Genomic DNA, 25,600 nt, shown 5'->3' with positions numbered 1-25,600 from the left:
TATCCAGACTTGCCGGGCCGCCGCGCGGCGGCCCGGTCGGGTCACGACGGCGTGTTGAATTCCTCGCTGCGCACGGCCGGCAGCGGGTTGTTGGCGACGGAGTCGGAGTGGCTGCTCGACAGCTTCTTCATCAGCGGCAGCATTGCCAGCGCGATCACCGTGCAGGCGACGCCGGCGAAGCCGAGCTTGTTGAACAGCGCGGTATAGACCGGCAGCGACACCAGCGGATCCTTGATGTCGGTCGGGATGCTGGCGAAGTTCGCCACCACGCTGCCCAGGTACTGCGAGATGCCCGAGGCCACGTAGTAGGCGCCCATCATGAAGCCGCCCATGCGGGCCGGCACGTAGCGCGCGATCATCGCCAGGCCCAGGCCCGACACCAGCAGCTCGCCCAGCGAGTACAGGCCGTAGCCCCATACCATGATCCACGACGAGACCTGGCCGTTCACCGCGAAGCGGGCGCCGACGCCGTAGATGAAGAAGCCGATCGCCACCGCCGCGAAGCCCCAGGCGAACTTGGCCGCCACCGAGGGGTTTTTGCCGACCTTGCCCATGGTGTTGTAGAGGAACACCAGCACCGGGCTCAGCAGCACGATCCAGATCGCGTTGAGCGACTGGAACTGCTCGGGGATCCAGTTGAACAGGTGCAGGCCGAACAGGTCGAACGAGAGGTCGACGTTGCGCTGCGCGAACAGGTTCAGCGAGGTCGACATCTGCTGGTAGAAGATGAAGAAGAAGATCGTCTGCGCGGTCAGCACCAGCGCGGCGACCAGGCCGGCGCGCTCGTGCGGCTCGCTGCTGCGGATCAGGTGGACGAAGATACCCAGGATCACCACGCCGGCGGCGTACACGCACCATTTGGCGACGGTCTGGTCCTGCAGGATGAAGGCGGAGACGAACACCATGCCGATCGCGGCCAGCAACACCATGCCGAGGCGCTTGACGTCCACCGGCTTGTCATCGGCCGGCGAGCCGATGTGCGCCAGCGTCCGCTGCATCAGCGTGTAGTTGATCAGGCCGAGGATCAGGCCGATCGCGCAGACGCCGAACGCGGTATGCCAGCCCCAGGCGTCACCGTATTTCGCGCCCACGTAGTCACGGATCCACGGGGTCAGCAGCATCGAAATGGTCGAGCCGATGTTCACCGCCATGTAGTAGATGGTGAAGGCGCTGTCGATCTTGGTGTCGTCGCCTTCGTAGATCTTGCGCACCAGGTTGCCGGCGTTCGGCTTGAAGAAGCCGTTGCCGACGATGATCACGCCGAGCGCGACGTACAGGAAGTAGGCGTTGTTGGTGGGAATCCACAGCATCGCGTAGCCCAGCGTCAGCACCACCGCGCCGAGCAGCATGGTGCGGCGGGTGCCGATCAGCTTGTCGCCGACCCAGCCGCCGATGGCCGGCGTGGCGTAGATCAGCGCCGCGGCGGCGCCCCAGATCAGGTTGGCCTTGCTGTCGACGAAGCCGAGCTTCTTCACCATGTAGGTGACCATCAGCACCTGCATGCCGTAGAAGCCGAAGCGCTCCCACATTTCGATCAGGAAGACGGTGCTGAATGACCGCGTCTGCGAGACGGGCGGGTTCTGGGTTGCCATAGGTTTTCCGTGCGAGATTCAAAACCGTGGCGACGTGCGGGCACGCGCCATTGCCGTGCGGCCCCTGAATGGGCCACAACCGACGAAGCGTAACCCATTCGCCATCACGGTGTAGCTGCACTGCGGCATGACAGCGGGCCCGCGACGGGCGTCCGCTGCCGGCGCTTGTGGCATCATCGGCCGTCCGAACCGGCCCGTTCCAGGGGAGTCTTGCCGTTCATGTCCACCATTGCATCGACATCGCCGAGGTGTTTGCGGCCGACCGGGTACCGCCGCTGATGGCCGCCGAAGGTTTCCGCGGCCCGAAGCAGGTCTGGAACGCGTTCCTGTGGTCGATGAAGGGGCTGCGCGCCGGCTGGCGGCACGAGGCCTCGTTCCGGCTGGAAGCCTGCCTGGCGGTGGTGCTGATCCCGCTCGGCCTGTGGCTGGGCCACGGCGGAGTGGAGAAATTCGTGCTGATCCTGGCGCCGATGCTGGTGCTGTCGGCCGAGCTGCTGAATTCGGCGATCGAGGCCGTGGTCGACAAGGTCAGCCCGGAATTCAACGAGCTGGCCGGGCGCGCCAAGGACATGGGCTCGGCGGCGGTATTCGTGCTGCTGGTGCTGGTGGTGCTGAGCTGGGTGTTGATCCTCGGGCCGCGCCTGTTCGGTTAGCGCGTGCGTTCACCCTGTGCTGACACGATTGCGGCAAGCAGCATGGGATGATGGAATGGCCTTCCACCGGATCGGAGCGACTCCATGAAACTTCTGCGCCATCTCGTGCTGTTGCTGCTGGCCTTCGGCCTGAGCGGCTGCGGCTACAACGCCATCCAGAAGCAGGACGAGGCGGTCAAGGCAGCCTGGTCCGAAGTGCTGAACCAGTACCAGCGCCGTGCCGACCTGGTGCCTAACCTGGTCAACACGGTCAAGGGCTACGCCCAGCACGAGGAGAAGGTTTTCGTCGAGGTGACCCAAGCTCGCGCCAAGGTCGGCAGCCTGCAGGTCAATGCCGATTCGCTGAACGATCCGCAGAAGCTCAAGCAATTCCAGGCCGCGCAGGGCGAGCTGGGCAGTGCGCTGTCGCGGCTGATGGTGGTCAGCGAGAACTATCCGCAACTGAAGGCCGACGGCCTGTTCCAGAACCTGCAGGCGCAGCTGGAAGGTACCGAGAACCGCGTCACCGTGGCGCGCAACCGCTACGTGCAAGCGGTGCAGGCGTACAACGGGATGATCCGCACCTTCCCGAACAACCTGACCGCGAAGATCTTCGGCTACCAGGTCAAGCCGAATTTCTCGGTCGAGAACGAGCAGGCGATCTCCACCGCGCCGAAGGTGGATTTCGGCACCAGCACGCCGGCGCCTGCCGCGACGCGTTGATGATGCCCGGGCGCCTCCCGCGCCGCTGGCTGCTGCTGGCGCTGCTGCTGCCGGCCTTGCTGCTGGCGGCCGACGCCGTGCCGAAACTGGCGCGGCACGTCACCGACCTCACCGGCACGCTGAGCGCGCCACAGGTCGACCAGCTCGACGCGCAGCTGGTGGCGCTGGAAAAAGCCAAGGGCGCGCAACTGGTAGTGCTGATGGTCGGCAGCACCGGCGAGCAGGACATCGAGGGCTACTCGCTGGCGGTGGCCGAGGCGAACAAGGTGGGCCGCAAGGGCACCGACGACGGCGTGCTGCTGCTGGTGGCGAAGGACGACCGCCGCGTGCGCATCGAGGTGGGCTACGGCCTGGAAGGCGCGATCCCCGACGCCGCCACCGCACGCATCATCCGCGAATACATCGCGCCGAAGTTCCGCGGCAACGACTACTTCGGTGGCATCAGCGACGCGGTTGGCGCGCTGACCCAGCTGATCGACGGCGAGCCGCTGCCGCCGCCGGTGCAAGGCGCTCCCGAGCGCGACCGCCCCGGCCTCGATCTGCAGGGCGGCCTGATGATCGCCGTGTTCGTGGCGCTGTTCCTGCGCGGCATTTTCGGCCGCACCAGCCGCTGGCTGCGCACGCCGCTGGGCGCCGTGCTGGTCGGCGGCCTGCTGTGGCTGCTGATCTCGATGGGCGCCGGCATCCTCGGCGCGCTGGTCGGCGGCGTGCTGATGCTGCTGCCCGGCGGTGCCGGCCGTTCGATCGGTGGCGGCGGCTGGGGTGGTTTCGGTGGTGGTGGTTGGGGTGGCGGCGGAAGTTTCGGCGGTGGCGGCTTCAGCGGCGGTGGCGGCAGCTTCGGCGGTGGCGGTTCTTCGGGGAGCTGGTGATGGCGCGCATGCGGCGACTGTGGGCGAATCTTTGCGGCAGCTGGTTCCAGCTGTCGCGGCGTTTTCCGCCCGCATTGCTGGACGAGATGGCCGCGGCGATCGCCGCCGGCGAGCGCACCCACCTGGGCGAGATCCGCTTCGCGGTGGAATCGCGGCTGGCGCCGCTGGCCGTGCTGGAGGGCCTCGATGCCGCGACCCGCGCGCGCCAGGTGTTTGCCCAGTTGCGCGTGTGGGACACCGAACTCAACAGCGGCGTGCTGTTTTACGTGCTGATGGCCGAGCACCGCATCGAGATCGTCGCCGACCGCGGCATCGCGGCGAAGGCGTCGACGCACGAATGGGCGAACCTCTGCGCCCGCATGCGCGAAAGCTATGCCGCCGGACAATGGCGCAGCGGCAGTCTCGACGGCATTGCCGCCGCCAACGCCTTGCTGGAACGGCATTTCCCCGGCGACGGCAAGGCCAATCCCGACGAGCTGCCGGACCGACCGGTGCTGCTCTGAGCTGCGGTGCTTCACGGGTGGGCTGACGGTCCATCACAAGCACGCCCCATGCACTCGCAAAAAAGGAAGGCGCCGAAGCGCCTTCCGGGAGTGGCCTACCGTTGGCGGAGTCAGCGTGCGCTGGCGCCCGGCCCGATGTGCTTGGTGAGGAAGGCCTGCAGCCGGTTGTAGAACTCGATGTTGTTCTCTTCGCTGTAGAAACCGTGGCCTTCGCCCGGCTTGCTCAGCCATTCGTACGGCTTGTGCGCGGCGTCGAGTGCAGCGCGCATCGCCTTGGCCTGCGCGAACGGTGCACGTTTGTCGTCTTCACCGTGGATCAGCAGCACCGGCACGTCGATCTTGTCGACCAGCTTGTCGGGCGAGTTCGCATCGAGATCGGCGTCGTCCTTGCCGATGACCATGTTCAGGTAGTTGCGGCCGGACTTGCTTTCGCGGATGTCGCCTTTGCTGTACATCATCTTCAGGTCGTAGATGCCGGCGTAGCCCACCGCGCACTTGAACATGCCCGGTGCGCGGATCGTGGTCATCATGGCCGAGTAGCCGCCGAAGCTGCCGCCGTAGACGCAGACGCGCTTCGGGTCGGCATAGTTTTCCGCGATGGCCCACTTCACGCCGTCGATCAGGTCCTGCTGGATGCGGGTACCCCACTTCAGGTAGCCGGCTTCCTGGAAACCGACGCCGCGACCGCTGGAGCCGCGGTAGTTCACCTGCAGCACCAGATAGCCGCGGCTGGCCAGGAACTGCGCGTCGTCGTCGTAGTACCAGGTGTCCTGCACGTCGATCGGGCCGCCGTGCGGCAGCAGCACCATGGGCAGGTTGTTGCCGGCAACGCCCCGGGGGATCGTGAGGATCGCCTCCAGTTCCATGCCGTCGCTGGCCTTGAAGTGCAGGGGACGTCGCTCGGCCATCTTCGCCGGGTCGATCCACGGCTCCTCGGCGAACAGCTTGCTCACCTTGTAGTTGTGCGTGTCGATCAGGTAGTAGGTGCCCGGGTCGCGATCGCTGCCGACCCAGAACAGCAGCTTGCTGCCATCCTCGCTGAAGTCGACGAACTGGACATGGCCGGCGAATTTCTGGCTCAGCGCGCGGTGCAGTTTGGCCGTGGGAGTGTTCGCGTCGATGTAGCTGGTCTGCGGCATGCCGGTGGCCGGTACGGTGGCGAACGGCTGGCGCGGCAGCGCCGTCCACTCGATGCTGCCGATGCTGCTGAAACCGTCGCTGGCGAGCACCTTGCGGTTGCCGCCGTCCTCGTCCTGTTCGACCAGCGAGGTCGGGCCGCCGCCGGCGTTGTAGCGGGCGTAGACGCGCTGCCCGTCGGGCGTGGAGTCGATCGGGGTGAAGCTGCTGCCGATCCGGGCGGCAGCCATCGGCGTCCAGCCGCCAGCCTGCTGGTGGTAGACCACGTAGTCCCAGTTGTCGTTACGGCCATAGGCGTAGTGGGCCTTGCCGTCCGCGCCAACCATGAAGTCCAGTCCGCTCATCTTGATCTGGCCGATCAGGCGGCGCGTGTTCTTGCCCGCGTCGACGTCGTACAGGGTGCTGTAGTCCTGGCTTTCCCAGCCGTACGTGGTCATGTAGAAGCGGCCGTTGGTCGGCGTCGGCAGCCCGGCCAGGAAGCCCCAGCCGCGGTCGGTGCCGCGTGTGCCGGCACGCGAGCCGAACTTGCTTTCGAAGCCGTAAAGATAGTCCTGGTTCTTGCCGTCGAAATCGGTGGCGATCACTTCGCCGGTCGCGGCGGGCTTGTCGATCGAGCCCATCTGCTTGCCTTTTTCCACCACCAGCCGGGTGTTGCTGACCCAGGTGATGCCGACGGCCAGCTCGTACTTGGGCAGGCGCAGCAGGCTGACCGGCCTGCTCATGTCGGTCACGTCGTAGACGACCAGCGCATGCGAGTTGCCGTCGGTATCGTTCATGTTGACGGCGAGGTGCCTGCCGTCCGGTGAAAGCCGCGGCATGGAGAGTTGCGCGTGGCGCGCGAAATCCTCCACCGGCACCAGATCGGCGGCTACGGCGGCAGCGGGCAACAGCAGGCAGGCCGCGGACAGCATGGTCCGCGCAAGACGGTACGACATCGGTTTTCTCCCCTGAAGCTCCATGCGACAAGTCCGGCCGTCTGGAGCAAGACGGTACGGCTGGATGCGGACATCCCTGGCAAACTAGCAGCGCTACCCTCGTCCGGACTCCCCAGTGCGGACGATGTGACGGTATCGAGGGAGGATTCTAGTTCCTGCGAAAGCCCGGGCGGAAGAGGTGCCGCCGCCGCCCGCTCCAGCGTCCCGCTACACTTGGCCTTTATCCGTCAGCGCGCTCGCCATGTCCCAGCCTTACGTCGTCGATTTCAATCCCGTCGCTTTCCAGCTCGGCCCGATCCAGGTGCACTGGTACGGCCTGATGTACCTGCTCGGCTTTTTCTTCGTCGCCGTGCTGGGTGAATACCGGCGTCGGCGCGGCCGCTTGCCGGTCAGCCGCGATGCGCTGGGCGACCTGCTGTTCTACGGCATGCTGGGCGTGATCGTGGGCGGACGCGTGTGGTACATGCTGTTCTACGCCGACATCAGCTGGATCTGGACTGCGCCGCAAACCCTCTTCAAGGTGTGGGACGGCGGCATGAGCTTCCACGGCGGCCTGCTCGGCGTGCTGGCGGCGGGCTGGTGGTGGTCGCGCCGGCAGAAGCTGCACTTCTTCGACACCATCGACTTCGTGGCGCCACTGGTGCCGATCGGGCTGGGCCTGGGCCGGCTGGGCAACTTCATCAACGGCGAGTTGTGGGGCAAGCCCAGCGACGTGTCGTGGGCAATGATCTTCCCGCAGGCGCCGGACCGGCTGCCGCGGCATCCCTCGCAGTTGTACGAAATGCTGCTCGAAGGCGTGGTGATGTTCGTGGTGCTGTGGCTGGTCTCGCTGAAACCACGGCCGCGCTACCTGGTGTCCGGCCTGTTCGCGCTGCTGTACGGCTGCTTCCGCTTCGCGGTGGAGTTCGTGCGCGTGCCCGACGCGCAGCTCGGCTACCTGTTCGGCACGTCGTGGGTGACGATGGGGCAGATGCAGTCGTTGCCGCTGATCGCGGTCGGGTTGCTGCTGCTCGCTATGTCGCGGCGCGCGCCGACCCTGCCGCTCGCCACTGCCTGACGCGCCTGCCTATACTTGCCGGATGCGCGCCTATCTCGACCTGCTCCGCCATGTCCTCGACCATGGCACCGAAAAGACCGACCGCACCGGCACCGGCACGCGCAGCGTGTTCGGTTGGCAGATGCGCTTCGACCTCAACGATGGTTTCCCGCTGGTCACCACCAAGAAACTGCACATCAAGTCGATCGTGCATGAGCTGATCTGGTTCCTGCGCGGCGACACCAACATCGCCTACCTGAAAGAACACGGCGTGCGCATCTGGGACGAATGGGCCGACCCGAACGGCGATCTCGGCCCGGTCTACGGCCGGCAGTGGCGCGCCTGGCCCGCCGCCGACGGCGGCGCGGTCGACCAGATCGCCTGGGTGGTCGACGAGATCCGGCGCAACCCGGATTCACGACGGCTGATCGTCAGCGCGTGGAACGTCGGCGAGCTGCCGAAGATGGCGCTGATGCCGTGCCACACGATGTTCCAGTTTTACGTGGCGGATGGAAAACTCAGCTGCCAGCTGTACCAGCGCTCGGGCGACATCTTCCTCGGCGTGCCGTTCAACATCGCCAGCTACGCGCTGCTCACCCACATGGTGGCGCAGGTCTGCGGCCTGGGCGTGGGTGACTTCGTGCACACGCTGGGCGACGCGCACCTGTACAACAATCACCTGGAGCAGGCGCAGCTGCAGCTGAGCCGCGAACCACGGCCGTTGCCGCGGCTGAAGCTCGATCCGGCGGTGCGCTCGATCTTCGATTTTCGCTACGAGGACGTCGCGATCGAGGGCTACCAGCCGCATCCGGCGATCAAGGCCAGCGTCGCCGTCTAGGAAGTTCCGGCTTCGTAGGGCGGGCACTGCCCGCCGGCTTCCGCACTACTTGAGCATGATGTAGAGCGGCGGGCAGTGCCCGCCCTACAAAGCTAGCCGCTGCGCATAAACATGCGAAACCGGCGCGCCGCCGCTGCCGCCTGTTAATATCCGGCGTTATCGGCAGTGCCATCTGCAGGCGCAGGCCATTCCATCGATCCAGCCTCCCAAGGATTCGCCATGGCCATTTCGCTGATTGCCGCACTCGACGAAAACTTCGCGATCGGCCGCAAGGGGCAGTTGCCCTGGCACCTGCCCGACGACCTGCGCTGGTTCAAGCAGCTGACCACCGGCAAGAACGTGCTGATGGGCTACAACACCGCGCTGTCGATCGGCCGCGCGCTGCCGGACCGGGTCAACCTGGTGCTGACGCGCCGACACGAGGCGCCGTACCCGGGCCAGATCACCGTGCGCTCGATCGAGGAGGCGCAGGCGCGCTGCGACAACACCGGCCTGATCGTGATCGGCGGCGGCATGGTGTTCGCCGAGGCGTTGCCGCGTGCCCGCCGCATGTACCTCACTTGGGTCGGCGCCGCGGTCGACGGCGCCGACGCGTTCTTCCCCGGCATCCATTTCAGCGACTGGACCGAAGTCTCCCGCGTGCACCACAAGGCCGATGCCGAGCACGCCTACGACTTCGACATGGTCGAATACCTGCGCAACAGCTGATGCTGGCAGCGGCGGTGCCGAAGCCGGCCATGCACGTGATGGCCGCCGTCATGCTCGACGCCCTGGGGCGCGTGCTGCTGGCGCAGCGGCCGGCCGGCAAGCATCTGGCCGGCATGTGGGAGTTCCCCGGCGGCAAGCTCGAGCCCGGCGAAACGCCGATGGCGGCATTGACGCGCGAGTTGCGCGAGGAACTCGGCATCACCCTGCTGCGCGCCGATCCGCTGATCCGGGTGCCGTGCCATTACCCCGAGCGCGAACTGCTGCTGGATGCCTGGCAGACCGACCAGTGGGAAGACGAGCCGCAGTCGCTGGAAGGGCAGGCGCTGCAGTGGCTGCCGCCGGAGCAGGTCGACCCCTCCATCTTGACTCCGGCCGACCGCTGGATCCTGCAGGCGCTGCGACTGCCGACCCGTTACGCGATCACCCCGGCCGACGTGCGGCCGGGGCAACGCGGCCTCTGGTTCGAACGCATCGGCCAGGCGATCGAGCGCAGTCGGCAACTAGTGCAATTGCAGCTGCCGCTGTGGCCACGCGAACTGGTGCGCGAACTGGCCGCCGGCCTGCTGCCGCTGGCCCGCCGGCACGGCTCGCAACTGCTGCTTTGCGGCGACATCGAAGGTGCGCGGCGGCTCGGCATCGGCGTGCAGCTCAAGGGGCGTCAGCTGGCGACCCTGTCCGAGCGCCCGCTGCCGCTGTCGCAGTTGGTCGGCGTCAGCTGCCACGACGCCGCCGACCTGGCCCAGGCCGAACGGCTTGCCGTGGACTTCGCCACACTGTCGCCGGTCGCCGCCACCCACAGCCATCCGCAGACCCCGCCGCTGGGCTGGTCTCGTTTTCAGTCCCTGGCCGAAGCCGCCGCGCTGCCGGTCTACGCCTTCGGCGGCATGGCCCCCGCGCACGTCGCCCAGGCCCGCGACAACAGCGGCCAGGGCGTCGCCGGCATCCGCGAGTTCTGGCTGTAGCGGGAGCGGCGGACGGTGTCCGCCCTACGCAGCGGCTGTTGTAGGGCGGGCTGCGCCCGCCGGCTCTTTTCGGTCACTCGCCGAACGTCCTGCCCGGCGGGCGACGGGGCTCGCCGTCGCCCCAATCGGCGGCGTAGAAGCCTTGCCGTACGCAGCGATGAAAGCTCGAATACGGCCAGTCGATCACGCGCCTCACGTACCCGTGTTTCACCGGGTTGTAATGCGTGTAATCCATGTGCACAGCGAAGTCGGCCTCGTCGCGAATCAGGTGTTCCCAGAAGCGGGGCTGCCAGAGGCCAGCGTTGCGTCCTGGCGCGGACGTGTGTGCCTTGCCACAGTACCGGGTAAATCCGGCCTTGATCCTTCCCCACCGTGCGGAGAAATCGAAATCGTCCACCGGCAGTGTCCAGATCGCGTGCATGTGATCCGGCAACATCACCCACGCATCGATCGAAAACGGCAGCTGCCGGTGCACTTCGACGACACTCCGGCGCAAGGCCGCCACGGCTTCGGCGGTAGCCAGCAAGGGGCGCCGTCGTGCCGTCACGACGGTGAAGAAATAAGTCGCTCCCGGAATCCTTGCACGGCGGTAGTTGGGCATGCAGCGATGCTGGCAAGCCGCATCGCGAGCTGTCTGTCGGGGAAGGTCACGCCGGCGCCCGGATCCGGACGACGCGGCCGTGGGCATGGCGGACGGTGTCCGCCCTACGGGGTGCGGCGTAGGGCGGGCAATGCCCGCCGGCTCTGGCTTTGTCGCGGAAGATGGCGGAGAGCGGCGGACGGTGTCCGCCCTACAGGACGCGGCGTAGGGCGGGCAATGCCCGCCGGCTCTGGCTTTGTTGCGGAAGATGGCGGAGAGCGGTGGGCGGTGTCCGCCCTACAGGACGCGGCGTAGGGCGGGCAATGCCCGCCGGCTCTGGCTTTGTTGCGGAAGATGGCGGAGAGCGGCGGACGGTGTCCGCCCTACGGGACGCGGCGTAGGGCGGGCAATGCCCGCCGGCTCTGGCTTTGTCGCGGGAGGTGGCGGAGAGCGGCGGACGGTGTCCGCCCTACAGGACGCGGCGTAGGGCGGGCAATGCCCGCCGGCTCTGGCTTTGTTGCGGGAGATGGCGGAGAGCGGCGGACGGTGTCCGCCCTACAGGACGCGGCGTAGGGCGGGCAATGCCCGCCGGCTTTGGTTTTGTCGCGGGAGGTGGCGGAGAGCGGCGGACGGTGTCCGCCCTACAGGACGCGGCGTAGGGCGGGCAATGCCCGCCGGCTCTGGCTTTGTTGCGGGAGGTGGCGGAGAGCGGCGGACGGTGTCCGCCCTACGGGCTGTGGCGGGACAGCGCCAGGTAGCGTTGGTGCAGTTCGGCGACGGCGGTGTCGAGGGCGGCTTCGTCGCCGCTGTTCTCGATCACGTCGTCGGCCAGGGCCAGGCGTTCGGTGCGGCTGGCCTGGTGGGCCAGCATGCGGCGGGCGAGGGCTTCGTCGATGCCGTCGCGGGCGACCAGGCGGGCGATCTGCACGGATTCGGGGGCGTCGACCAGCAGCACACGGTCGACCCAGCGATAGTGTTCGATGTTCTCGGCCAGCAGGGGAATCGCCAGCAAGCAGTACGGCCCGCACTCGGTCAGCGTGCGCTCGCGCAGCCACTGGCGCACGCGCGGGTGAATGATCGCCTCCAGCATTTTTCGCGCCGCAGGGTCGGCGAACACCCGCTGGCGCATGGCCGGGCGATCCAGTCGGCCGGAACCATCCAGCACCCCGGCACCGAACGCGTCGACCACCTCGGCCAGCCCGGGCGTGCCCGGTTCGATCACCTCGCGGGCGGCCACGTCGGCATCGTGCACGTGTACGCCCAGCGCCTCGAAGCGCCGCGTCACCGCCGTCTTGCCGGCGGCGACGCCACCGGTGAGGGCGATCACCAGGGCGTGCGGCCGCGCGCTCATCGCAGGCCGGTGAGCTGCATGTAGCCCTGCAGCAGGTCCGCGCCCGCCACGAACCAGACCCAGCCGGCGGCGGCGATGAACGGACCGAACGGCATCGGGATCTCGCGCTCATGCTTGCGCAGCGCGATCAGGGTGCCGCCGACCAGCGCGCCGATCAGCGACGACAGCAGGATGATCGGCAGCAGCGACACCGGCCCCATCCACGCACCCAGCGCGGCGAGCAGCTTGAAATCGCCGTGGCCCATGCCTTCCTTGCCGGTGAGCAGCTTGAACGCCCAGTACACGCTCCACAGGCTCAGGTAACCGATCGCCGCGGCCAGGATCGAGGCCGGCGCGGTGACGAACATCGGCAGCAGCGCCAGCAGCAGGCCCAGCCACAGCAGCGGCAGAGTGAGCTGGTCGGGCAGCAGCTGGGTGCGGAAGTCGACGCCGGACAGCGCGATAAGGGTCCAGGTCAGCGCCAGTCCGGCCAGCGCAGCCCACGACGGTCCGAACTTCCACACGACCACCGCGCTCAGCACGCCGCTGAGCAGTTCCACCAGCGGGTACTGGATCGAGATCTTCGCCTGGCAGTAACGGCAGTGCCCGCGCAGCAGCAGCCAGCCGAACAGCGGGATGTTGTCCCGCGCCGACAGCGGATGCTTGCAGTGCGGACAGTGCGACGGCTCGCGCACGATGCCCGGCGGCAGCGGCGTGGCATCAGCCTGCAGCTCCAGCACCTCCCGTGCCTCCTGCCGCCATGCCGCTGCCATGCGCTCGGGCAGCCGCAGGATCACCACGTTGAGAAAGCTGCCCACCAGCAGGCCGAGCACGCCGGCCAGGGCGATCCACAGGACAAGGGGAAGTTCGGGCATGCGTCGGCCTTGTGTTTCAGGTACCCCTCGGCAGGGGAAATAAAGAGGCGGGCAGTGCCCGCCCTACGGAGCGTGGCGCCCAAGTAGGGAGGGCAATGCCCGCCGGCTCTTGATCCGGTTTTGAGGCTGCGTCAGAACGTGCCGGCGAGCTTGAAGATCGGCAGGTACAGGGCCACCACCATGCCGCCGACCAAGGTGCCGAGCACCACCATGATGATCGGTTCGAGCAAGGTGGAGAGGGTGTCGACGGCGTTGCTCACCTCTTCCTCGTAGAACTCGGCCACCTTGAACAGCATGTTGTCCAGCGCGCCGGACTCTTCGCCGATCGCGGTCATCTGCACCACCATGTTCGGGAACAAGCCGGTCTGTTTCATCGCCAGCTGCAGTTGGTGGCCGACCGAGATGTCTTCGCGCATCTGCCTGACCGCATCGCCGTAGACCACGCTGCCGGTGGCGCCGGCCACCGCGTCCATCGCCTCGACCAGTGGCACGCCGGCACGGAAGGTGACGCCCAGCGTGCGGGCGAAGCGGGCGATCGCCGAGTTGCGCACGATATTGCCCATCACCGGCATCTTCAGCGACATGCGGTCGAGGAAGTGGGCAAATTTCACCGAGCGCTTCTTGGCGAGCACGATTGCGATGATGCTGCCGCCGATCACGCCGACGACCACGAACCAGTAGCTCTGCATGAACCGCGAGGCGGTCACCAGCAGCTGGGTGGGTGCGGGCAGCTGCGCGCCGGCGTCCTGGAAGGTCTTGGCGAAGACCGGTACCACGAACAGCAGCATGATCAGCACGACGATGAATACCACCGCCAGCACCATCATCGGGTAGAACAGCGCTTTCTTGATCTTCTTCTTGATCGCTTCCGTGCGCTCCTTGTAGGTCGCCACGGTGTCCAGCACGGTGTCCAGCACACCGGAGGCCTCGCCGGCCTTCACCAGGTTGCAGTACAGCTCGTCGAACTGCACCGGGTAACGCCCCAGCGCCTCGTGCAGCGACGCACCGCCCTCGATGTTCTGCTTCACGTCTAGCAGGACGTTCTTGAAGCGGATGTTCTTCTGGCCGTCGGCAATGATGTCGAAGGCCTGGATCATCGGCACGCCGGACGCCATCATGGTGGCGATCTGACGGCTGAAGATGGCCACGTCGCCCGGCTTGATGGTGCTGCCGGTGGCGCCGAACAGCGGCTTGGCGCGCTCGCGCACGGTCTGCGGGTTCATGCCCTGGCGGCGCAGTTCGGCCTTGACCAGCAAGGCGTTCTTCGCCGGCATGTCGCCCTTCATGCGCTTGCCACGCTTGTCCAGCGCCACCCACTCGTAAGTGGTCAGCTTGCTGACCTCGGCGCGCTGGGCACCGAGCTCACGCGCCTTGTTGATGTTCGTTGCGGTAGCCGTAGCCATGCGCATCTTCCCCCAGTGGTCCAGTCCCGAAGCCGTCCTTTGCGGCGGCTGACAAGGTATCCGGTACAGCTTATGTCATTTTTGCGGCGCCAAACCGTGGCGTCGGACGCAAGTTTGGTGCAACGGACGTCCGGGTCCGTCGCTTATTCCTTGGTAACGCGGTCGATCTCGGTCAGGCTGGTCAGTCCCTGCTTCACCTTGAGCAGGGCCGACGCGCGCAGGTCGTTGATGCCCGCGGCCCTGGCCACCTCGGCGATCTGCAGCGCGTTGCCGCCCTGCAGGACGATCTTCTGGATATCCTCCAGCATCGGCATCACCTGGTAGATGCCCACGCGGCCCTTGTAACCCTCGTTGCAGCTGTCGCAGCCGACGGCCTCGTAAATGGTCAGCCCGGCGTCGATGTCGGCCTGGCTGAAGCCGGCGTCCAGCAGCACCTTGGGCGGTAGTTCGATCGGCTTCTTGCAGTCGTGCAGGCGCCGCGCCAGACGCTGGGCGATGATCAGGGTCACCGACGAGGTGATGTTGTAGGGCGCGATGCCCATGTTCATCAGGCGCGAGATGGTCTGCGCGGCGTCGTTGGTGTGCAGGGTGGACAGCACCATGTGGCCGGTCTGCGCCGCTTTGATCGCGATCTCGGCGGTCTCCAGGTCGCGGATCTCGCCGACCATGATCACGTCCGGGTCCTGGCGCAGGAACGAGCGCAGCGCGCTGGCGAAGGTCATGCCGCGCTTCACGTTCTGCTGTACCTGGTTGATACCCTCGACGCGGATTTCCACCGGGTCTTCCACCGTCGAGATGTTGCGCTCGGCGGTGTTGAGCATGTTCAGGCCGGTGTACAGCGACACCGTCTTGCCCGAGCCGGTGGGGCCGGTGACCAGCACCATGCCGTACGGCTTGTGGATGGCGTCGACGTAGAGCTTCTGCTGCTCCGGCTCGTAGCCAAGCTTCTCGATGCCGATCCGGGCCGAGGAGCCGTCCAGGATACGCATCACGATCTTCTCGCCAAACAGCGTGGGCAGCGTGCTCACGCGGAAGTCGATGGCGCGGGTCTTGGACAGGTTGAGTTTGATGCGACCGTCCTGCGGCACGCGCTTCTCGGCGATGTCCAGCTGCGCCATCACCTTGATGCGCGAGGAGATGCGGTTGGCCATCTTCATCGGCGGGCTGGCCACCGCCTTCAGGATGCCGTCCATGCGCAGGCGCACCCGGTACTGAGTCTCGAACGGCTCGAAATGGATGTCCGAGGCGCCGCGGCGGATCGCGTCGACCAGGATCTTGTTGACGAACTTCACCACTGGCGCGTCGTCGTTCGCGTTCGCGTCGACGCCGCTGCTCGATTCGCCCTCGTCGTCGCCGCCCTCGACGTCCAGCTCGTCCAGGTCGCCGCTACCCATGTCGGGCATGGTGTTGCGCAGGTTGTTGAGCAGGCTCTCGATCACTCGCTGCAGCGAGCCACGCTCCACCAGGATCGGTTCCACCATGCAGTTGGAGTGGAACTGGATCTCGTCCAGCGCATGCGACTGCATCGGGTCGGCGATGCCCACGAACAGGCGCTTGCCGCGGCGGAACAGCGGCAGCGTCTGGTGCTTGGTGATCAGCGCCTCGCTGATCAGGTCCAGCGGCATCGTTGTCGGGTTCAGCGCGGCCACGTCCATCGTCGGCATGCCGAATTCGGCCGAGGCGATCCGGGTCAGTTCGGCGCTGTCGACCAGGTTGCGATCCAGCAGCCAGGTGGTCAGCGTGGACTTGCTGTGGTTGCTGTCGGCCATCGCCTTGCGCACGACGTCTTCGGGCATCACCCCCTCGGACACCAGTCGGCGCGCCATGCCTGACAGGCCCGCGAGCGATGGTTGCAATTGAGATGACATAATCTGCTCGACCTTGCCCCTGTATGTTGTTGAATCTACCGCAGTCCAGCGCGCAGGTCACCCATTCCATGCAAGCCCGATCCAGCGCAGTGATGCAGCGCACAAGCCAGCTTCCGCAAGCCTGGTTCTCCTCCTTGGTCGGTGCGGGGCCGTGAGGCTCGGTTCCCCCCCTTGCGCGCAGAGGCTCCATGTTCAGTTCCTCGCGCACAGAGGCTCCACGTTCGGTTCCTCCCCCTGCGTGCAGAGGTCCCACGTTCAGTTCCTCCCCCTGCGTGCAGGGGGAGGTCAGGAGGGGGTAAAGCTCTTGATCTCCCGCTCCAAGACCCCGCAAATCTCCCCGTCGGCACTGGAGAAGGCCATGACCACCACCAGCGTTACCAACAAGGGCCAGATCACGATCCCGGTTGCCGTGCGCGAGGCCATGCACCTGCGTGCCGCGGATCGAGTGGAGCTTGTGGGGTATGAGTTCGCCGCCGTCACGCGCTCCATAACCGCACTCAAGAGCATGTTCGGCAAGGCGCCCAAGACGATATCGATCGAGCGGATGAACGCCGTGATCGCTGCAGCGGGTGCAGCGGCGAAATAATCGGCCTGGATACCCATGTGCTGGTGAGTTACATCATGCAGGACGATGCCGCGCAGTCGGCCAAAGCCTCGACCTTGCTTGACGCTCTGACCCAAGCCGCACCCCAAAAAACCAACCCCGTCCACAACCCCCAGCCGGCCTTCACGCTATGATCCCCTCTCCATTCGGGGGAGTCGCCTGTTGAACCGCCTGAGCATCATCCTGCCCGCCAAGAACGAAGCGCCCGCGCTGGCCGCGTTGTTGCCGCGTTTGCGCGCTGCCCACCCCGAGGCCGAGATCATCGTGGTCGACGACGGTTCCACCGACGACACCCGCAGCGTCTGCAAGAGCGGCGGCGTCCAGTGCCTGTCCTCGCCGTACTCAATGGGCAACGGCGCAGCGATCAAGCGCGGCGCCCGTGCCGCCAGCGGCGACATCCTGGTGTTCATGGACGGCGACGGCCAGCACGATCCGGCTGACGTCGCACGGCTGCTGGCCGAACTGGAACGCGGCTACGACATGGTGGTCGGCGCACGCGACTGGGGCAGCCAGGCCGGCGTCGGCCGCGGCCTCGCCAACACGCTGTACAACTGGCTGGCCACTCGCATGACCGGCCATCGCGTGCTGGACCTCACCTCCGGCTTCCGCGCCGTGCGCGCGGACAAGTTCCGCGAATTCCTGCACCTGCTGCCGAACGGCTTCAGTTACCCCACCACCAGCACCATGGCCTTCTTCCGTAGCGCCTATCCGGTGGCCTACCTGCCGATCAAGGCCGCTCGACGCGTCGGCAAAAGCCACATCAAGCCCCTGCGCGATGGTGTGCGCTTCCTGCTGATCATCTTCAAGATTGCCACGCTGTACTCGCCGCTGAAGTTGTTCGTGCCGGCGAGTGCGCTGTTCTTTCTGCTCGGTTGTGCCAACTACGCCTGGACCTTCGTGCACGAAGGTCGCCTCACCAACGGCAGCACGCTGATGTGGAGCGCGGCGGTAATCGTGTTCCTGATCGGGCTGGTGTCCGAGCAGGTCACTGCGCTGACGTATCGGCGCGACGGCAACACGTAGGCCAAATAACCATGACCGATACTTCCGACAAGTTCGCCCCGATCCGCGACTTTTACGACAATGAGTATTACGCCCAAGGCCCGGGAGGCAAATCGTTGCCTTGGCATTGCCGAAAGATCGGCAAGCAGCTAGGCAGCTTGAGCGGACGGGCCGTGCTGGATGTAGCCTGCGGCACCGGCGAGTGGCTGGATTTTTTCCGGTCTCGTGGCGCCTCCATTGCTGGCATCGACCTGTCACACAAGGCGGTCGACGAGTGCGTGCGGCGTTTCCCTGGGGGCGAGTTTTACTGTGGCCCGGCCGAATCGCTGCCGTTCGATACCGGCCGTTTCGATCTTGTTACCTGTATGGGGTCGCTGGAACATTTCCTGGATAAACCACGCGCATTGAACGAAATGAAACGCGTGGCCAAGCCCGACGCGAAATTTCTTCTGCTGGTGCCCAACGCCGGATTTCTGACACGCCGTATGGGGCTTTACGGCGGTACGCAACAAGTCAAGGCCAGAGAGGACGTGCTCGAGCTTGCCGCATGGGAGCGGCTCTTTGAAGATGCGGGCTTGCAGGTGGTGGCGAAATGGCGCGACCTGCACCCACTCTCGCGGTCGTGGATCTGCCGGGGCAACATCTTGTCCTGGCCATTGCGGGCGATGCAGGCCCTGGCCTTGACGACGTGGCCGACGACCTGGCAATACCAGGTCTATCACTACTGTCGAACCTCACATGATTGAAGAGCAGGAGTCGGGCAACGCGCGTGCAGCAATATTGCTCGTTACCCGCAACCTGCCGCCCTTGCGCGGCGGCATGGAGCGCTTGAACCGGCACATTGCCATTGAACTGGCCAGCGGGTTCCGCGTTCTGGTGGTGGGGCCGATCGGGTGTCGCGCACATTTGCCGGCAACGGTCGATGTGCATGAGGCACCGGTCCGCCCGCTCTGGCGGTTCCTCGCGAGGGCGCTCCTGCTGTCGTTGTCGCAGGGAAGAAAGGCGCGGCCTCGCATCGTTCTCGCAGGCAGCGGCTTGACGGCACCGATCGCTGTGATCACAGCCGGGATCATGCATGCGCGAAGTGCAGTCTACGCACATGGCCTCGATCTGGTGACGCCGAACCTGCTGTACCGGGCTTTGTGGTTGCCATTCCTGCGACGGTGTGACGTATGTATCGTCAACAGCCGTAACACCGCCCGGCTTGCCCGGCAGGTGGGAATCCGTCAGGAACGCATCACCGTGATTCACCCGGGTGTAGAACTACCGGTCGAGACCGGCAACGATGGTTGCGCCGCCCCTGACTTTCGGCAGCGGCATGGTCTCCAGGCATGCAAGGTCATGCTCTCCGTGGGGCGATTGACGCCGCGCAAGGGTATTCCGGAGTTTGTCCGCCAAGCCTTGCCGCGCATCGTGTCGGCATGTCCGGATGTGGTCTTGGTGATCATCGGCGACGAGGCGCCGAATGCGCTTCAGGGCAGCGGGCTTGGTGCCGGCGAACGACTCATGGAGTGCGCGCGCGAGTTGGGACTCGAACGGCACATCCGGATGCTCGGCGCATGCGAGGATGCTGAGCTGGCTATCGCCTACGACGTGGCGGATCTGTGTATTTTCCCGGTCCGTGCATTACCCGGCGACGTGGAAGGCTTCGGTATGGTGGCGGTTGAAGCCGCTGCGCACGGTCTTCCCACGGTGGCGTTTGATGTTGGTGGCGTTGGCGACGCCGTTGCCGACGGTTGCTCGGGTCGGCTGGTGCCAGCAGGCGATTACGACATGTTCGTCGAGCAGGTCGTGCAGACCCTGCAGATTGGTCGGACGGTCGAAGTGAGTGCTGCATGTCGACGATTTGCTGCCGGGTTCGAATGGAGGAAGTTCGGCGCAAGATTGAGCGACCGACTCCGGCAGTTGGTCTCCAATGACGGATCATTGCCATGAACCGGCCGCTAAGGATCTGGCTTCCGGCCATCCGTGCCGGTAGCGGGGCGGATGTTTTCGTACAGCGCCTGGCGCAGGGATTGCGTCTCGCCGGCCATGAGCCGGTGGTGCAATGGTTCAAGCACCGATACGAGTTGATGCCCTGGCGGCTCGCGTCGATGGCTGTGCCGGAAGGCATCGATGTGGTGCATGCGAACAGCTGGCAGGGATTCGCCTTCAAGCGTCCGGGGATTCCGCTGGTGATCACGGAGCACCAGTACATCGCCCATCCGGATTTCGCGCCCTGGCGTAGTCGGTCGCAGGCCTTGTATCACGACCTGTTTTGCAGTCGATGGATCAAACGCTCCTACGCGGCTGCCGATGCCGTCGTCGCCGTCAGCGAATACTGCGCCACGGCCATGCGCGCGGACGTGGACAAGCCGGTGGCCGTCATCCACAACTGGGTCGACACGGACTGCTTCGCGCCGGCGTACGTGGATGCAACCCATGAAACCGATCCGCGGAAGAATGCGGAACCGTTCAAACTTCTTTTCGTGGGCAACCCATCGCGTTGGAAAGGTGCTGACCTGCTTCCGGCCATTGCCGATCGGTTGGGGCCGGGCTTCGAGATACGCTGTATTGGTGGATTGCGCGCCGGTTTCGATGCCTCTGGACTGCCGGCGAATGTGAAGCCGTTGCCTCGCCTGGCGCCCGAGCAGATGCCGGCGGCATATCGGTCTGTCGACGCGGCACTGGTGCCGACTCGCTACGAGGCGTTCGGCTATGTCGCGCTGGAGGCGATGGCCTGCGGGTTGCCGGTGGTCGGGTTTGCCAGCTCCGGTACGGCCGAAGTCTGCCAGCACGAGAAGACGGCATTGCTGGCGCCAGTAGACGATCTTCATCAATTGGTTCGTTACGTGAAACAGCTGGCGCAGAACTCGTCGCTATGCGCACAGCTGGGGACGACAGGGCGTCGGCGTGCTGTCGAATGTTTCGGCGAGACCAAGGCGATTGCGGCGTATGTAAATGTTTATCGATCCGTGCTTGGTAGTACTTGATTTGTAACTGACTGTATCGAGATAGTGCCGACGCGCACATGAATGGCGTTATGTGTCTATCGTGGCAACCGGTCGTTTCTAAGGTGTAAATAAAAATCTCACCTGTAACCAATTTCGGAGGAATTTAATATGTCGGAAAATATATCAGTTATGGATGTTCGCCGGCTCTATCTTGAAATCTTGAAAAAATCTTTGATGCACTCATTGTGGTACAACAAGGAGCCAGTTGACTCTTTGGTTATGAGAAATTTAAAATCAATTGCGCCTAGCATTTTTGGGCATCCACGCGGAAATTTTCAGGAGAAAATTGAAGGCCGAGTGTGGCCGCAATACGCGCACACGATGATAGGTTTGCCGAGATTGAACAACCTTCAGCTCTGCATGGAAACGGCCATAAACGAAGGTGTTGAGGGTGATTTCATTGAGACGGGTGTATGGCGGGGTGGTGCATGTATTTTCATGAGGGGCATTCTTAAATCATACGGCATTTCTGATCGCGTTGTTTGGGTTGCTGATTCGTTTGAAGGACTCCCGCGACCGAATGAAAAAAAAGCGCCAGCCGACAAAGGCGACAAACACCACACCTACAAAGGCCTCGCAGTTGGGCTCGAAGAGGTCAGGCAGAATTTCGAGCTTTATTCGCTGCTTGACGAACAAGTTAAATTCCTCAAGGGATGGTTTAAAGACACATTACCGAGTGCGCCTATCAGCAAGCTGGCCGTCTGTAGGCTGGATGGCGACATGTATGAATCAACCATGGATTCTTTGAATGCACTCTATCCAAAGATTAGCATTGGAGGGTTTCTTATTATCGATGATTATGGCGCTGTCGATGGATGCCGCAAAGCTGTCGACGATTATCGTGCTAAATTCGAGCTGCGCGAAGAAATCATTCCGATTGATTGGGGCGGTGTTTATTGGCGCAAGGTTGGATGACACTGTGCGAGTAATGGTTACGGGGCTTTTGCTCAACTACCGCGATGCCGTGCGTAGCATCAGCTGCGTCCATTCGCTGCTTGGGCAGGGCATCCAGCATGTTGTCGTATGGGACAACTCGGCCGATGGAGGAACCTCTGCAGCGGCGATCGCTGCCGTATTTGTTCACGATGCGCGTGTCGATCTGCATGTGAGCGTGGCTAACCTCGGGTTCGCGGCAGGGGTCAACCGCGGACTGGAGCATTGTCACCAACGGTATCCGGGCGCCTGGGTGCTGTTGATCAACAACGATGCACGCTTGCTGCCGGGTGGGCTGACCAAACTTGTCGATGCGCTTGTTGCGAATAGCAACGCGAGGATCGCCTATCCCGATATTGACCATGCCGGGCGTGTTCTGGGCCCGGCATACTGCCATCGGTTGACCGGCCTGCTGTCGTGGCGGGCGCGTCGCGGCTATTTTCCCTATGCAAGTGGTTGTTGCCTGCTGGTCGCCGCCGAGCGTGTTGCCTTGCCGCTGTTCGACGAGGATTTCTTCATGTACGGCGAGGACTGGGAGCTGGGTTGGCGGCTCGCTCAGTTACCGGGTGCGATGGCGTATGTGCACGAGACACTGGTCGAGCATGACGGCTCGGCGAGCAGCGGACTGGGGTCCGCGTTCTACGAGTCGCACATGGTCGCCGCGCACCTGATCCTGGCGCGCAAGCTTGCACGAAGTTGGGTGGAGACAGGCGTCCTGCTGGCATCTCGCATATGCATGCTTGTGGCGCGTGGGGCGATCCGCTCGATTCGCTTCCGTTCGCTGGTGCCGTGCAAGGCCTTGTGGCATGGCGTACGGATAGCATCAGGACGACGCTAGAGAGTCCCGCCCATTGCCACGCGGCTTGCGAGGCGGCGGCGCACCAGCCACCAGCCAATCAACGCCATGCTTGTTTCGGCGATGACGAGAGCCACGGCGAGTCCGCGGATACCGTAATGCGGCGCCAGCGCCAGCATGCTGCCGACCAGAAGCAGGATGCCGCAGAGTTCGAACGCCATGCGCTCCAGTGGCTTGCCCAATGCCACCAACACGGCGCCTGCAGCCAGTCGCAGCGAAAGCAGTGGCGCGGCCGCGGCCAGCCACGACATCAGCTGGGCCATGACTGAGAACGAAGCGCCGAACAGCCACGGCAGTAACGGACTGCATAGCGCCAACAGCAGTCCACTGGCGAGGCCCCAGGCCAGTGCCAGCAAGGCGATCAGGCCGATCAGCCGTTGCCCTTCCCGGGTGGGTGCGTGCGCGTGTCGAAACAATCGGGGCAGCGAGGCCAGCAGCATGGCGGTCACCGGCATCACCGTGGCCGCCATGACGCGTGCCGTGGCCGCGTAGATACCCGCATCGTGTGCACCAACCAGGCGAACAGCAATGATCTTGTCCAGTTCGGAAGGGTTCGCCGCCACCAGGTTCATCGCAGCGTATGAGGCGCCGTCGCGCAGCTCCTGCCGCGTGGCATGGCGCGGGCGCCAATCCAGTGTCACGAGCCGGCTGGTGATCCACAAGCCCAGCAGCAGGCCGAACAGCGACGCGAGCAGCTGGAAGAAGACATAGGCCGAAAGCCGCTGTACATCCGGCAAGAGGAAGCAAGGCAATACCGCAAGCACCCTTAGACCCAGTGGCAGCCATTGCACGCATTGACTCAACGGTACCCGTTCGCGCGCCTGCAAGGCGAAACTCAGCAACATGGTGAACGGCGTCAACAGCAACTCGGCCGCACCTATCGCGAGCAGGACGTGCAGCGGAAGCGCCGGCCGGGTAACAAAGCCGGCAACGACGATATAGACGGCCAGCAACAGCAGTCCGAACGATGCCGTCATCGGCCATGCATAACGCCATACGGCGGCCGTGCCGTTGGCGTCGTGCGCATTTCGGGCCAGCATTACGAAGCCGGCGCCGAAATTAGGCAGCAGGCCCAGCACCACGGCCAGCGAAGCGGCGGCGGCGAAGCTTCCGTAGGCGCGCGGTCCGAGCAGTCGCGTAAGGAGGACGAGGACCATCGCCTGGGTCATTACCCGCAACCCGAGCATGACGCTGGTCTGCAGGCTGCTGCGCGCGAGTGGACCTTTCAATGAGTGCTCGTTGATGGGACGGATGTGGACAAGTCGGGCAATTGCGTACGCAATTGGTCCAGAGTGTTGTTCAGGTGACCGCCGATATTCAATCGATCCAATCGTTCCAAGGCTTTTTTGGCTTCGGTCTTGCGGCCTTGCACCGCCAGCATGCGAATCAAGGTGACCTGGTAGGCGGATTCATCCGGGTTGGCCTTCACTGCCGCATCGGTCACGCGCTCACCCAGGACATGGTCGTCGAGCACGTTCCACGCGTAGTCGCCGTACATGGCGAGCAATCGTGCGCTGGGATCGGGGTGTGACAGCGCGCCGAGGAAGGCTTGAGTCATGCGCTGCGTAGGCAAATCGCACTTGCGTTCACGAGCGCACATAGTCAGCGCCCCCAGTGAACTTTCATCCTGCACGCCAGGTTTGCGAGCCACGAGCTTGGCGACCAGGCTGTCCCACCACGCATCCTTGATCGGCAGGTGCATGCGTGCATTCATGAAGATCAGTGCCTGTTCGGGAAGGATGGAGGCATTCGGCAACGCGGCCGCTTTTTCCAATGGTGCGTAGGCCAGGCGGGTGAACGGCGAGGCAGGGTCGTAATGCGAGTAGATGATGTAGTTGCGGCCCAGTTCATATTGAGCGCGTGGAGACATAGGCGCACGCGCGGCGAGGTCTTCAGCCAGGCGCAATGGGTTGCCCCAGGTGTAGGCGGTAAGTGCCGTGAGCCCAATCCAGCAGAGCATCAGTCCGGCCAGCAGCACGTATCGAGGCAGTGGCAATGGGAAAGTCCGCGGTACGGCGAGCAAAGGCATCATCGCCAGCAGCAAGCCGAAGCTGGCAAAGTAGTTGCGGTGTTCGTAGATCAATTCCAGTGGCAGGATGGTGCCGGTGAGCAACTGGCAACCGAGGAACAGGGCGATGCCCAGCGCCACCAGCGGTTTGCGTGGACGCAGCCACAACATCAGCGCGATCAGTGCGGCGAGAAAAACGATGCTGGCCAGCGTACTCCATGGAGTCAGCAACCCTGTCGAGACCTGAAAATCATCGTGATAGAACGATAGTGCGCCCGGTGTGGGCAGCAGGGTCCACGCGACGTAGTCGGTGATGATGCGTGCTTCGCTGAGCAGACGGGTGCCGAGGGTGAAGTCGCGTGCGGCCCAGGTTTCCGGTTTGAACACAGTGGGCAGCAGCCACGCCAGGCCAATCAGCATTGGAAGTGCAAGCACCAGCATGAACAGGCCGATGGTGCGCGGATCATATTGCGAGCGTCTTGGCTCGCTTTCTTCAGAAGCGGTAGAAACCTCCTGTCGATTGCGAAAGTGGAACAGCGCCCACTCGATCAACAGCGCATACAGCGGCAGCATCACCGCGGTTTCCTTGGCCAGCAGCCCAAGCAGGGTGGGCAAGGTGATGCTTGTCGCGCACAGGATGAAGCTACCCCACCTCAGTCCTCCCCTGCCTGCAGGGGAGGAAGCAGGAATCCAGGCAAGCATGCGGCGGCGGCCGGCGACGTAGCCGAGCAGGCCCAGCAGCACAAACAGGTTCGCCATGCTTTCCATGCGCTGCACCACATACAGCACGGCGGTGAGGTTGATCGGCAGCAGCATCCAGCTGGCAGCGATCAGCACGGCAACGAGCTGCGCGTGCGGATGCCGATCGGAAGGATCGGATCGCAACAGTGCCAGCGACAGTAGATACACCAGCCAGCCGTTCAGCAGATGGAGCAGCAGGTTGGTCAGCTTCATCCAGTACGGATCAAGCCCGGTGGCAAGGTAGTTCGCGGCAAAGCTCAGTGAGGCCAGCGGACGCTTGAAGTCACTCGCCGGCGAGGAAAGCGCAGCGCCGACCAGCGAGGGGAGTGTGGCGTCGTGAGGCTGTACCCCCTTGTTGTCGACGATGTTGGGGTAGTCGTCGAACAGAAATCCACCGGAAAGCCCCGGCCAGTAGACGGCCAGGGTCATGGTGAAGGCAGCAAGCAGCATCAACAGCTGCCACGGTGAGCGG

24 protein-coding genes are annotated in these 25,600 nt (G+C 64.6%); 15 read left to right on the top strand and 9 right to left on the bottom strand.

Translation table 11 applies throughout. The features are described from left to right. Nucleotides 1-41 precede the first annotated feature (41 nt). Entirely contained in the window at nucleotides 42-1,592 is a 1,551-nt protein-coding gene (locus IMW82_RS07385) for an oligopeptide:H+ symporter (RefSeq protein ID WP_211004146.1), read from the bottom strand. Nucleotides 1,593-1,870: 278 nt separating this feature from the next. On the opposite strand from IMW82_RS07385, the gene IMW82_RS07380 reads away from it, so the two are divergent. The 4 genes from IMW82_RS07380 to IMW82_RS07365 all read left to right on the top strand — a co-directional run bounded on the left by IMW82_RS07380 (nucleotide 1,871) and on the right by IMW82_RS07365 (nucleotide 4,319). Next, the gene (locus IMW82_RS07380; protein WP_211004319.1) at nucleotides 1,871-2,245 is read left to right on the top strand and encodes a diacylglycerol kinase; all 375 of its coding nucleotides are present in this window, start codon (nucleotides 1,871-1,873) and stop codon (nucleotides 2,243-2,245) included. Between the two features lie 84 nt (nucleotides 2,246-2,329). After that, on the top strand, nucleotides 2,330-2,947 hold the full coding sequence (locus IMW82_RS07375; RefSeq protein WP_211004145.1) for a LemA family protein: 618 nt from the start codon (nucleotides 2,330-2,332) through the stop codon (nucleotides 2,945-2,947). Further along, a complete protein-coding gene (locus IMW82_RS07370; protein ID WP_211004144.1) occupies nucleotides 2,947-3,816 on the top strand; it encodes a TPM domain-containing protein in 870 nt (289 codons plus the stop codon). Before IMW82_RS07375 ends, IMW82_RS07370 begins: the two co-directional genes overlap by 1 nt. After that, nucleotides 3,816-4,319: a TPM domain-containing protein gene (locus tag IMW82_RS07365; RefSeq protein WP_211004143.1), complete on the top strand. Its 504-nt coding sequence runs from the start codon at nucleotides 3,816-3,818 to the stop codon at nucleotides 4,317-4,319. Before IMW82_RS07370 ends, IMW82_RS07365 begins: the two co-directional genes overlap by 1 nt. A gap of 110 nt (nucleotides 4,320-4,429) precedes the next feature. On the opposite strand, the gene IMW82_RS07360 is transcribed toward IMW82_RS07365, so the two are convergent. After that, on the bottom strand, nucleotides 4,430-6,391 hold the full coding sequence (locus IMW82_RS07360) for a S9 family peptidase (protein ID WP_244754171.1): 1,962 nt from the start codon (nucleotides 6,389-6,391) through the stop codon (nucleotides 4,430-4,432). Between the two features lie 241 nt (nucleotides 6,392-6,632). On the opposite strand from IMW82_RS07360, the gene lgt reads away from it, so the two are divergent. The 4 genes from lgt (at nucleotide 6,633) to IMW82_RS07340 (ending at nucleotide 9,935) form a co-directional block, all read left to right on the top strand. Then, nucleotides 6,633-7,448 carry a prolipoprotein diacylglyceryl transferase gene (gene lgt, locus IMW82_RS07355; protein ID WP_211004142.1) on the top strand — a complete coding sequence of 272 codons (816 nt, stop codon included), beginning with the start codon at nucleotides 6,633-6,635 and terminating at the stop codon, nucleotides 7,446-7,448. 22 nt (nucleotides 7,449-7,470) lie between these two features. Further along, complete coding sequence (locus IMW82_RS07350) at nucleotides 7,471-8,265, top strand: thymidylate synthase (RefSeq protein WP_211004141.1); 795 nt, start codon at nucleotides 7,471-7,473, stop codon at nucleotides 8,263-8,265. Nucleotides 8,266-8,484: 219 nt separating this feature from the next. Next, nucleotides 8,485-8,973: a dihydrofolate reductase gene (locus IMW82_RS07345; protein WP_211004140.1), complete on the top strand. Its 489-nt coding sequence runs from the start codon at nucleotides 8,485-8,487 to the stop codon at nucleotides 8,971-8,973. Next, a complete protein-coding gene (locus IMW82_RS07340) occupies nucleotides 8,973-9,935 on the top strand; it encodes a Nudix family hydrolase (protein ID WP_280518344.1) in 963 nt (320 codons plus the stop codon). The genes IMW82_RS07345 and IMW82_RS07340 overlap by 1 nt, the downstream gene beginning before the upstream one ends. Nucleotides 9,936-10,008: 73 nt before the next feature. On the opposite strand, the gene IMW82_RS07335 is transcribed toward IMW82_RS07340, so the two are convergent. The 5 genes from IMW82_RS07335 to pilB all read right to left on the bottom strand — a co-directional run bounded on the left by IMW82_RS07335 (nucleotide 10,009) and on the right by pilB (nucleotide 15,991). After that, a complete protein-coding gene (locus IMW82_RS07335; protein WP_211004139.1) occupies nucleotides 10,009-10,536 on the bottom strand; it encodes a transposase in 528 nt (175 codons plus the stop codon). 706 nt (nucleotides 10,537-11,242) lie between these two features. Then, entirely contained in the window at nucleotides 11,243-11,866 is a 624-nt protein-coding gene (gene coaE / locus IMW82_RS07330; protein WP_211004138.1) for a dephospho-CoA kinase, read from the bottom strand. After that, the gene (locus IMW82_RS07325; protein WP_211004137.1) at nucleotides 11,863-12,720 is read right to left on the bottom strand and encodes an A24 family peptidase; all 858 of its coding nucleotides are present in this window, start codon (nucleotides 12,718-12,720) and stop codon (nucleotides 11,863-11,865) included. The genes coaE and IMW82_RS07325 overlap by 4 nt, the downstream gene beginning before the upstream one ends. Before the next feature lie 131 nt (nucleotides 12,721-12,851). Continuing rightward, entirely contained in the window at nucleotides 12,852-14,123 is a 1,272-nt protein-coding gene (locus IMW82_RS07320; protein ID WP_211004136.1) for a type II secretion system F family protein, read from the bottom strand. A gap of 143 nt (nucleotides 14,124-14,266) precedes the next feature. Next, on the bottom strand, nucleotides 14,267-15,991 hold the full coding sequence (gene pilB, locus IMW82_RS07315; RefSeq protein ID WP_211004135.1) for a type IV-A pilus assembly ATPase PilB: 1,725 nt from the start codon (nucleotides 15,989-15,991) through the stop codon (nucleotides 14,267-14,269). 358 nt (nucleotides 15,992-16,349) lie between these two features. On the opposite strand from pilB, the gene IMW82_RS07310 reads away from it, so the two are divergent. The 7 genes from IMW82_RS07310 (at nucleotide 16,350) to IMW82_RS07280 (ending at nucleotide 22,361) form a co-directional block, all read left to right on the top strand. Further along, complete coding sequence (locus IMW82_RS07310) at nucleotides 16,350-16,577, top strand: AbrB/MazE/SpoVT family DNA-binding domain-containing protein (RefSeq protein ID WP_211004134.1); 228 nt, start codon at nucleotides 16,350-16,352, stop codon at nucleotides 16,575-16,577. 180 nt (nucleotides 16,578-16,757) lie between these two features. Continuing rightward, nucleotides 16,758-17,618: a glycosyltransferase family 2 protein gene (locus IMW82_RS07305; RefSeq protein WP_211004133.1), complete on the top strand. Its 861-nt coding sequence runs from the start codon at nucleotides 16,758-16,760 to the stop codon at nucleotides 17,616-17,618. A gap of 11 nt (nucleotides 17,619-17,629) precedes the next feature. Next, complete coding sequence (locus IMW82_RS07300; protein ID WP_211004132.1) at nucleotides 17,630-18,343, top strand: class I SAM-dependent methyltransferase; 714 nt, start codon at nucleotides 17,630-17,632, stop codon at nucleotides 18,341-18,343. Then, complete coding sequence (locus IMW82_RS07295) at nucleotides 18,336-19,532, top strand: glycosyltransferase family 4 protein (protein WP_211004131.1); 1,197 nt, start codon at nucleotides 18,336-18,338, stop codon at nucleotides 19,530-19,532. Before IMW82_RS07300 ends, IMW82_RS07295 begins: the two co-directional genes overlap by 8 nt. Beyond that, a complete protein-coding gene (locus tag IMW82_RS07290; protein ID WP_108470809.1) occupies nucleotides 19,529-20,569 on the top strand; it encodes a glycosyltransferase family 4 protein in 1,041 nt (346 codons plus the stop codon). The genes IMW82_RS07295 and IMW82_RS07290 overlap by 4 nt, the downstream gene beginning before the upstream one ends. Nucleotides 20,570-20,698: 129 nt before the next feature. Then, nucleotides 20,699-21,505: a TylF/MycF family methyltransferase gene (locus tag IMW82_RS07285; protein ID WP_199909804.1), complete on the top strand. Its 807-nt coding sequence runs from the start codon at nucleotides 20,699-20,701 to the stop codon at nucleotides 21,503-21,505. Further along, nucleotides 21,390-22,361, top strand: coding sequence for a glycosyltransferase (locus IMW82_RS07280; protein ID WP_211004130.1), 972 nt, complete (start codon nucleotides 21,390-21,392; stop codon nucleotides 22,359-22,361). The genes IMW82_RS07285 and IMW82_RS07280 overlap by 116 nt, the downstream gene beginning before the upstream one ends. On the opposite strand, the gene IMW82_RS07275 is transcribed toward IMW82_RS07280, so the two are convergent. Together IMW82_RS07275 and IMW82_RS07270 are read right to left on the bottom strand one after the other, a co-directional pair. After that, nucleotides 22,358-23,608 (bottom strand): oligosaccharide flippase family protein, encoded by a 1,251-nt coding sequence (locus IMW82_RS07275; RefSeq protein WP_211004129.1) that lies wholly within the window; start codon nucleotides 23,606-23,608, stop codon nucleotides 22,358-22,360. The genes IMW82_RS07280 and IMW82_RS07275 overlap by 4 nt on opposite strands. Then, nucleotides 23,605-25,578, bottom strand: coding sequence for a hypothetical protein (locus tag IMW82_RS07270; RefSeq protein WP_211004128.1), 1,974 nt, complete (start codon nucleotides 25,576-25,578; stop codon nucleotides 23,605-23,607). Before IMW82_RS07270 ends, IMW82_RS07275 begins: the two co-directional genes overlap by 4 nt. Between the last annotated feature and the right edge of the window lie 22 nt (nucleotides 25,579-25,600).

The organism is Rhodanobacter sp. B2A1Ga4, from assembly GCF_018101315.1.
GTDB classification, from domain to species: domain Bacteria; phylum Pseudomonadota; class Gammaproteobacteria; order Xanthomonadales; family Rhodanobacteraceae; genus Rhodanobacter; species Rhodanobacter thiooxydans_A.
The sequence above is the reverse complement of the archived record's forward strand: the minus strand, read 5'-3'. Positions and strand labels throughout refer to the sequence as shown.

Bases quoted from the DNA above. Each gene is read 5' to 3' on its own strand.
- IMW82_RS07385 (WP_211004146.1), bottom strand. From the start codon at position 1,592: ATGGCAACCCAGAACCCGCCCGTCTCGCAGACGCGGTCATTCAGCACC.
- IMW82_RS07380 (WP_211004319.1), top strand. From the start codon at position 1,871: ATGGCCGCCGAAGGTTTCCGCGGCCCGAAGCAGGTCTGGAACGCGTTC.
- IMW82_RS07375 (WP_211004145.1), top strand. From the start codon at position 2,330: ATGAAACTTCTGCGCCATCTCGTGCTGTTGCTGCTGGCCTTCGGCCTG.
- IMW82_RS07370 (WP_211004144.1), top strand. From the start codon at position 2,947: ATGATGCCCGGGCGCCTCCCGCGCCGCTGGCTGCTGCTGGCGCTGCTG.
- IMW82_RS07365 (WP_211004143.1), top strand. From the start codon at position 3,816: ATGGCGCGCATGCGGCGACTGTGGGCGAATCTTTGCGGCAGCTGGTTC.
- IMW82_RS07360 (WP_244754171.1), bottom strand. From the start codon at position 6,391: ATGTCGTACCGTCTTGCGCGGACCATGCTGTCCGCGGCCTGCCTGCTG.
- lgt (WP_211004142.1), top strand. From the start codon at position 6,633: ATGTCCCAGCCTTACGTCGTCGATTTCAATCCCGTCGCTTTCCAGCTC.
- IMW82_RS07350 (WP_211004141.1), top strand. From the start codon at position 7,471: ATGCGCGCCTATCTCGACCTGCTCCGCCATGTCCTCGACCATGGCACC.
- IMW82_RS07345 (WP_211004140.1), top strand. From the start codon at position 8,485: ATGGCCATTTCGCTGATTGCCGCACTCGACGAAAACTTCGCGATCGGC.
- IMW82_RS07340 (WP_280518344.1), top strand. From the start codon at position 8,973: ATGCTGGCAGCGGCGGTGCCGAAGCCGGCCATGCACGTGATGGCCGCC.
- IMW82_RS07335 (WP_211004139.1), bottom strand. From the start codon at position 10,536: ATGCCCAACTACCGCCGTGCAAGGATTCCGGGAGCGACTTATTTCTTC.
- coaE (WP_211004138.1), bottom strand. From the start codon at position 11,866: ATGAGCGCGCGGCCGCACGCCCTGGTGATCGCCCTCACCGGTGGCGTC.
- IMW82_RS07325 (WP_211004137.1), bottom strand. From the start codon at position 12,720: ATGCCCGAACTTCCCCTTGTCCTGTGGATCGCCCTGGCCGGCGTGCTC.
- IMW82_RS07320 (WP_211004136.1), bottom strand. From the start codon at position 14,123: ATGGCTACGGCTACCGCAACGAACATCAACAAGGCGCGTGAGCTCGGT.
- pilB (WP_211004135.1), bottom strand. From the start codon at position 15,991: ATGTCATCTCAATTGCAACCATCGCTCGCGGGCCTGTCAGGCATGGCG.
- IMW82_RS07310 (WP_211004134.1), top strand. From the start codon at position 16,350: ATGACCACCACCAGCGTTACCAACAAGGGCCAGATCACGATCCCGGTT.
- IMW82_RS07300 (WP_211004132.1), top strand. From the start codon at position 17,630: ATGACCGATACTTCCGACAAGTTCGCCCCGATCCGCGACTTTTACGAC.
- IMW82_RS07295 (WP_211004131.1), top strand. From the start codon at position 18,336: ATGATTGAAGAGCAGGAGTCGGGCAACGCGCGTGCAGCAATATTGCTC.
- IMW82_RS07290 (WP_108470809.1), top strand. From the start codon at position 19,529: ATGAACCGGCCGCTAAGGATCTGGCTTCCGGCCATCCGTGCCGGTAGC.
- IMW82_RS07285 (WP_199909804.1), top strand. From the start codon at position 20,699: ATGTCGGAAAATATATCAGTTATGGATGTTCGCCGGCTCTATCTTGAA.
- IMW82_RS07280 (WP_211004130.1), top strand. From the start codon at position 21,390: ATGGCGCTGTCGATGGATGCCGCAAAGCTGTCGACGATTATCGTGCTA.
- IMW82_RS07270 (WP_211004128.1), bottom strand. From the start codon at position 25,578: ATGCTGCTTGCTGCCTTCACCATGACCCTGGCCGTCTACTGGCCGGGG.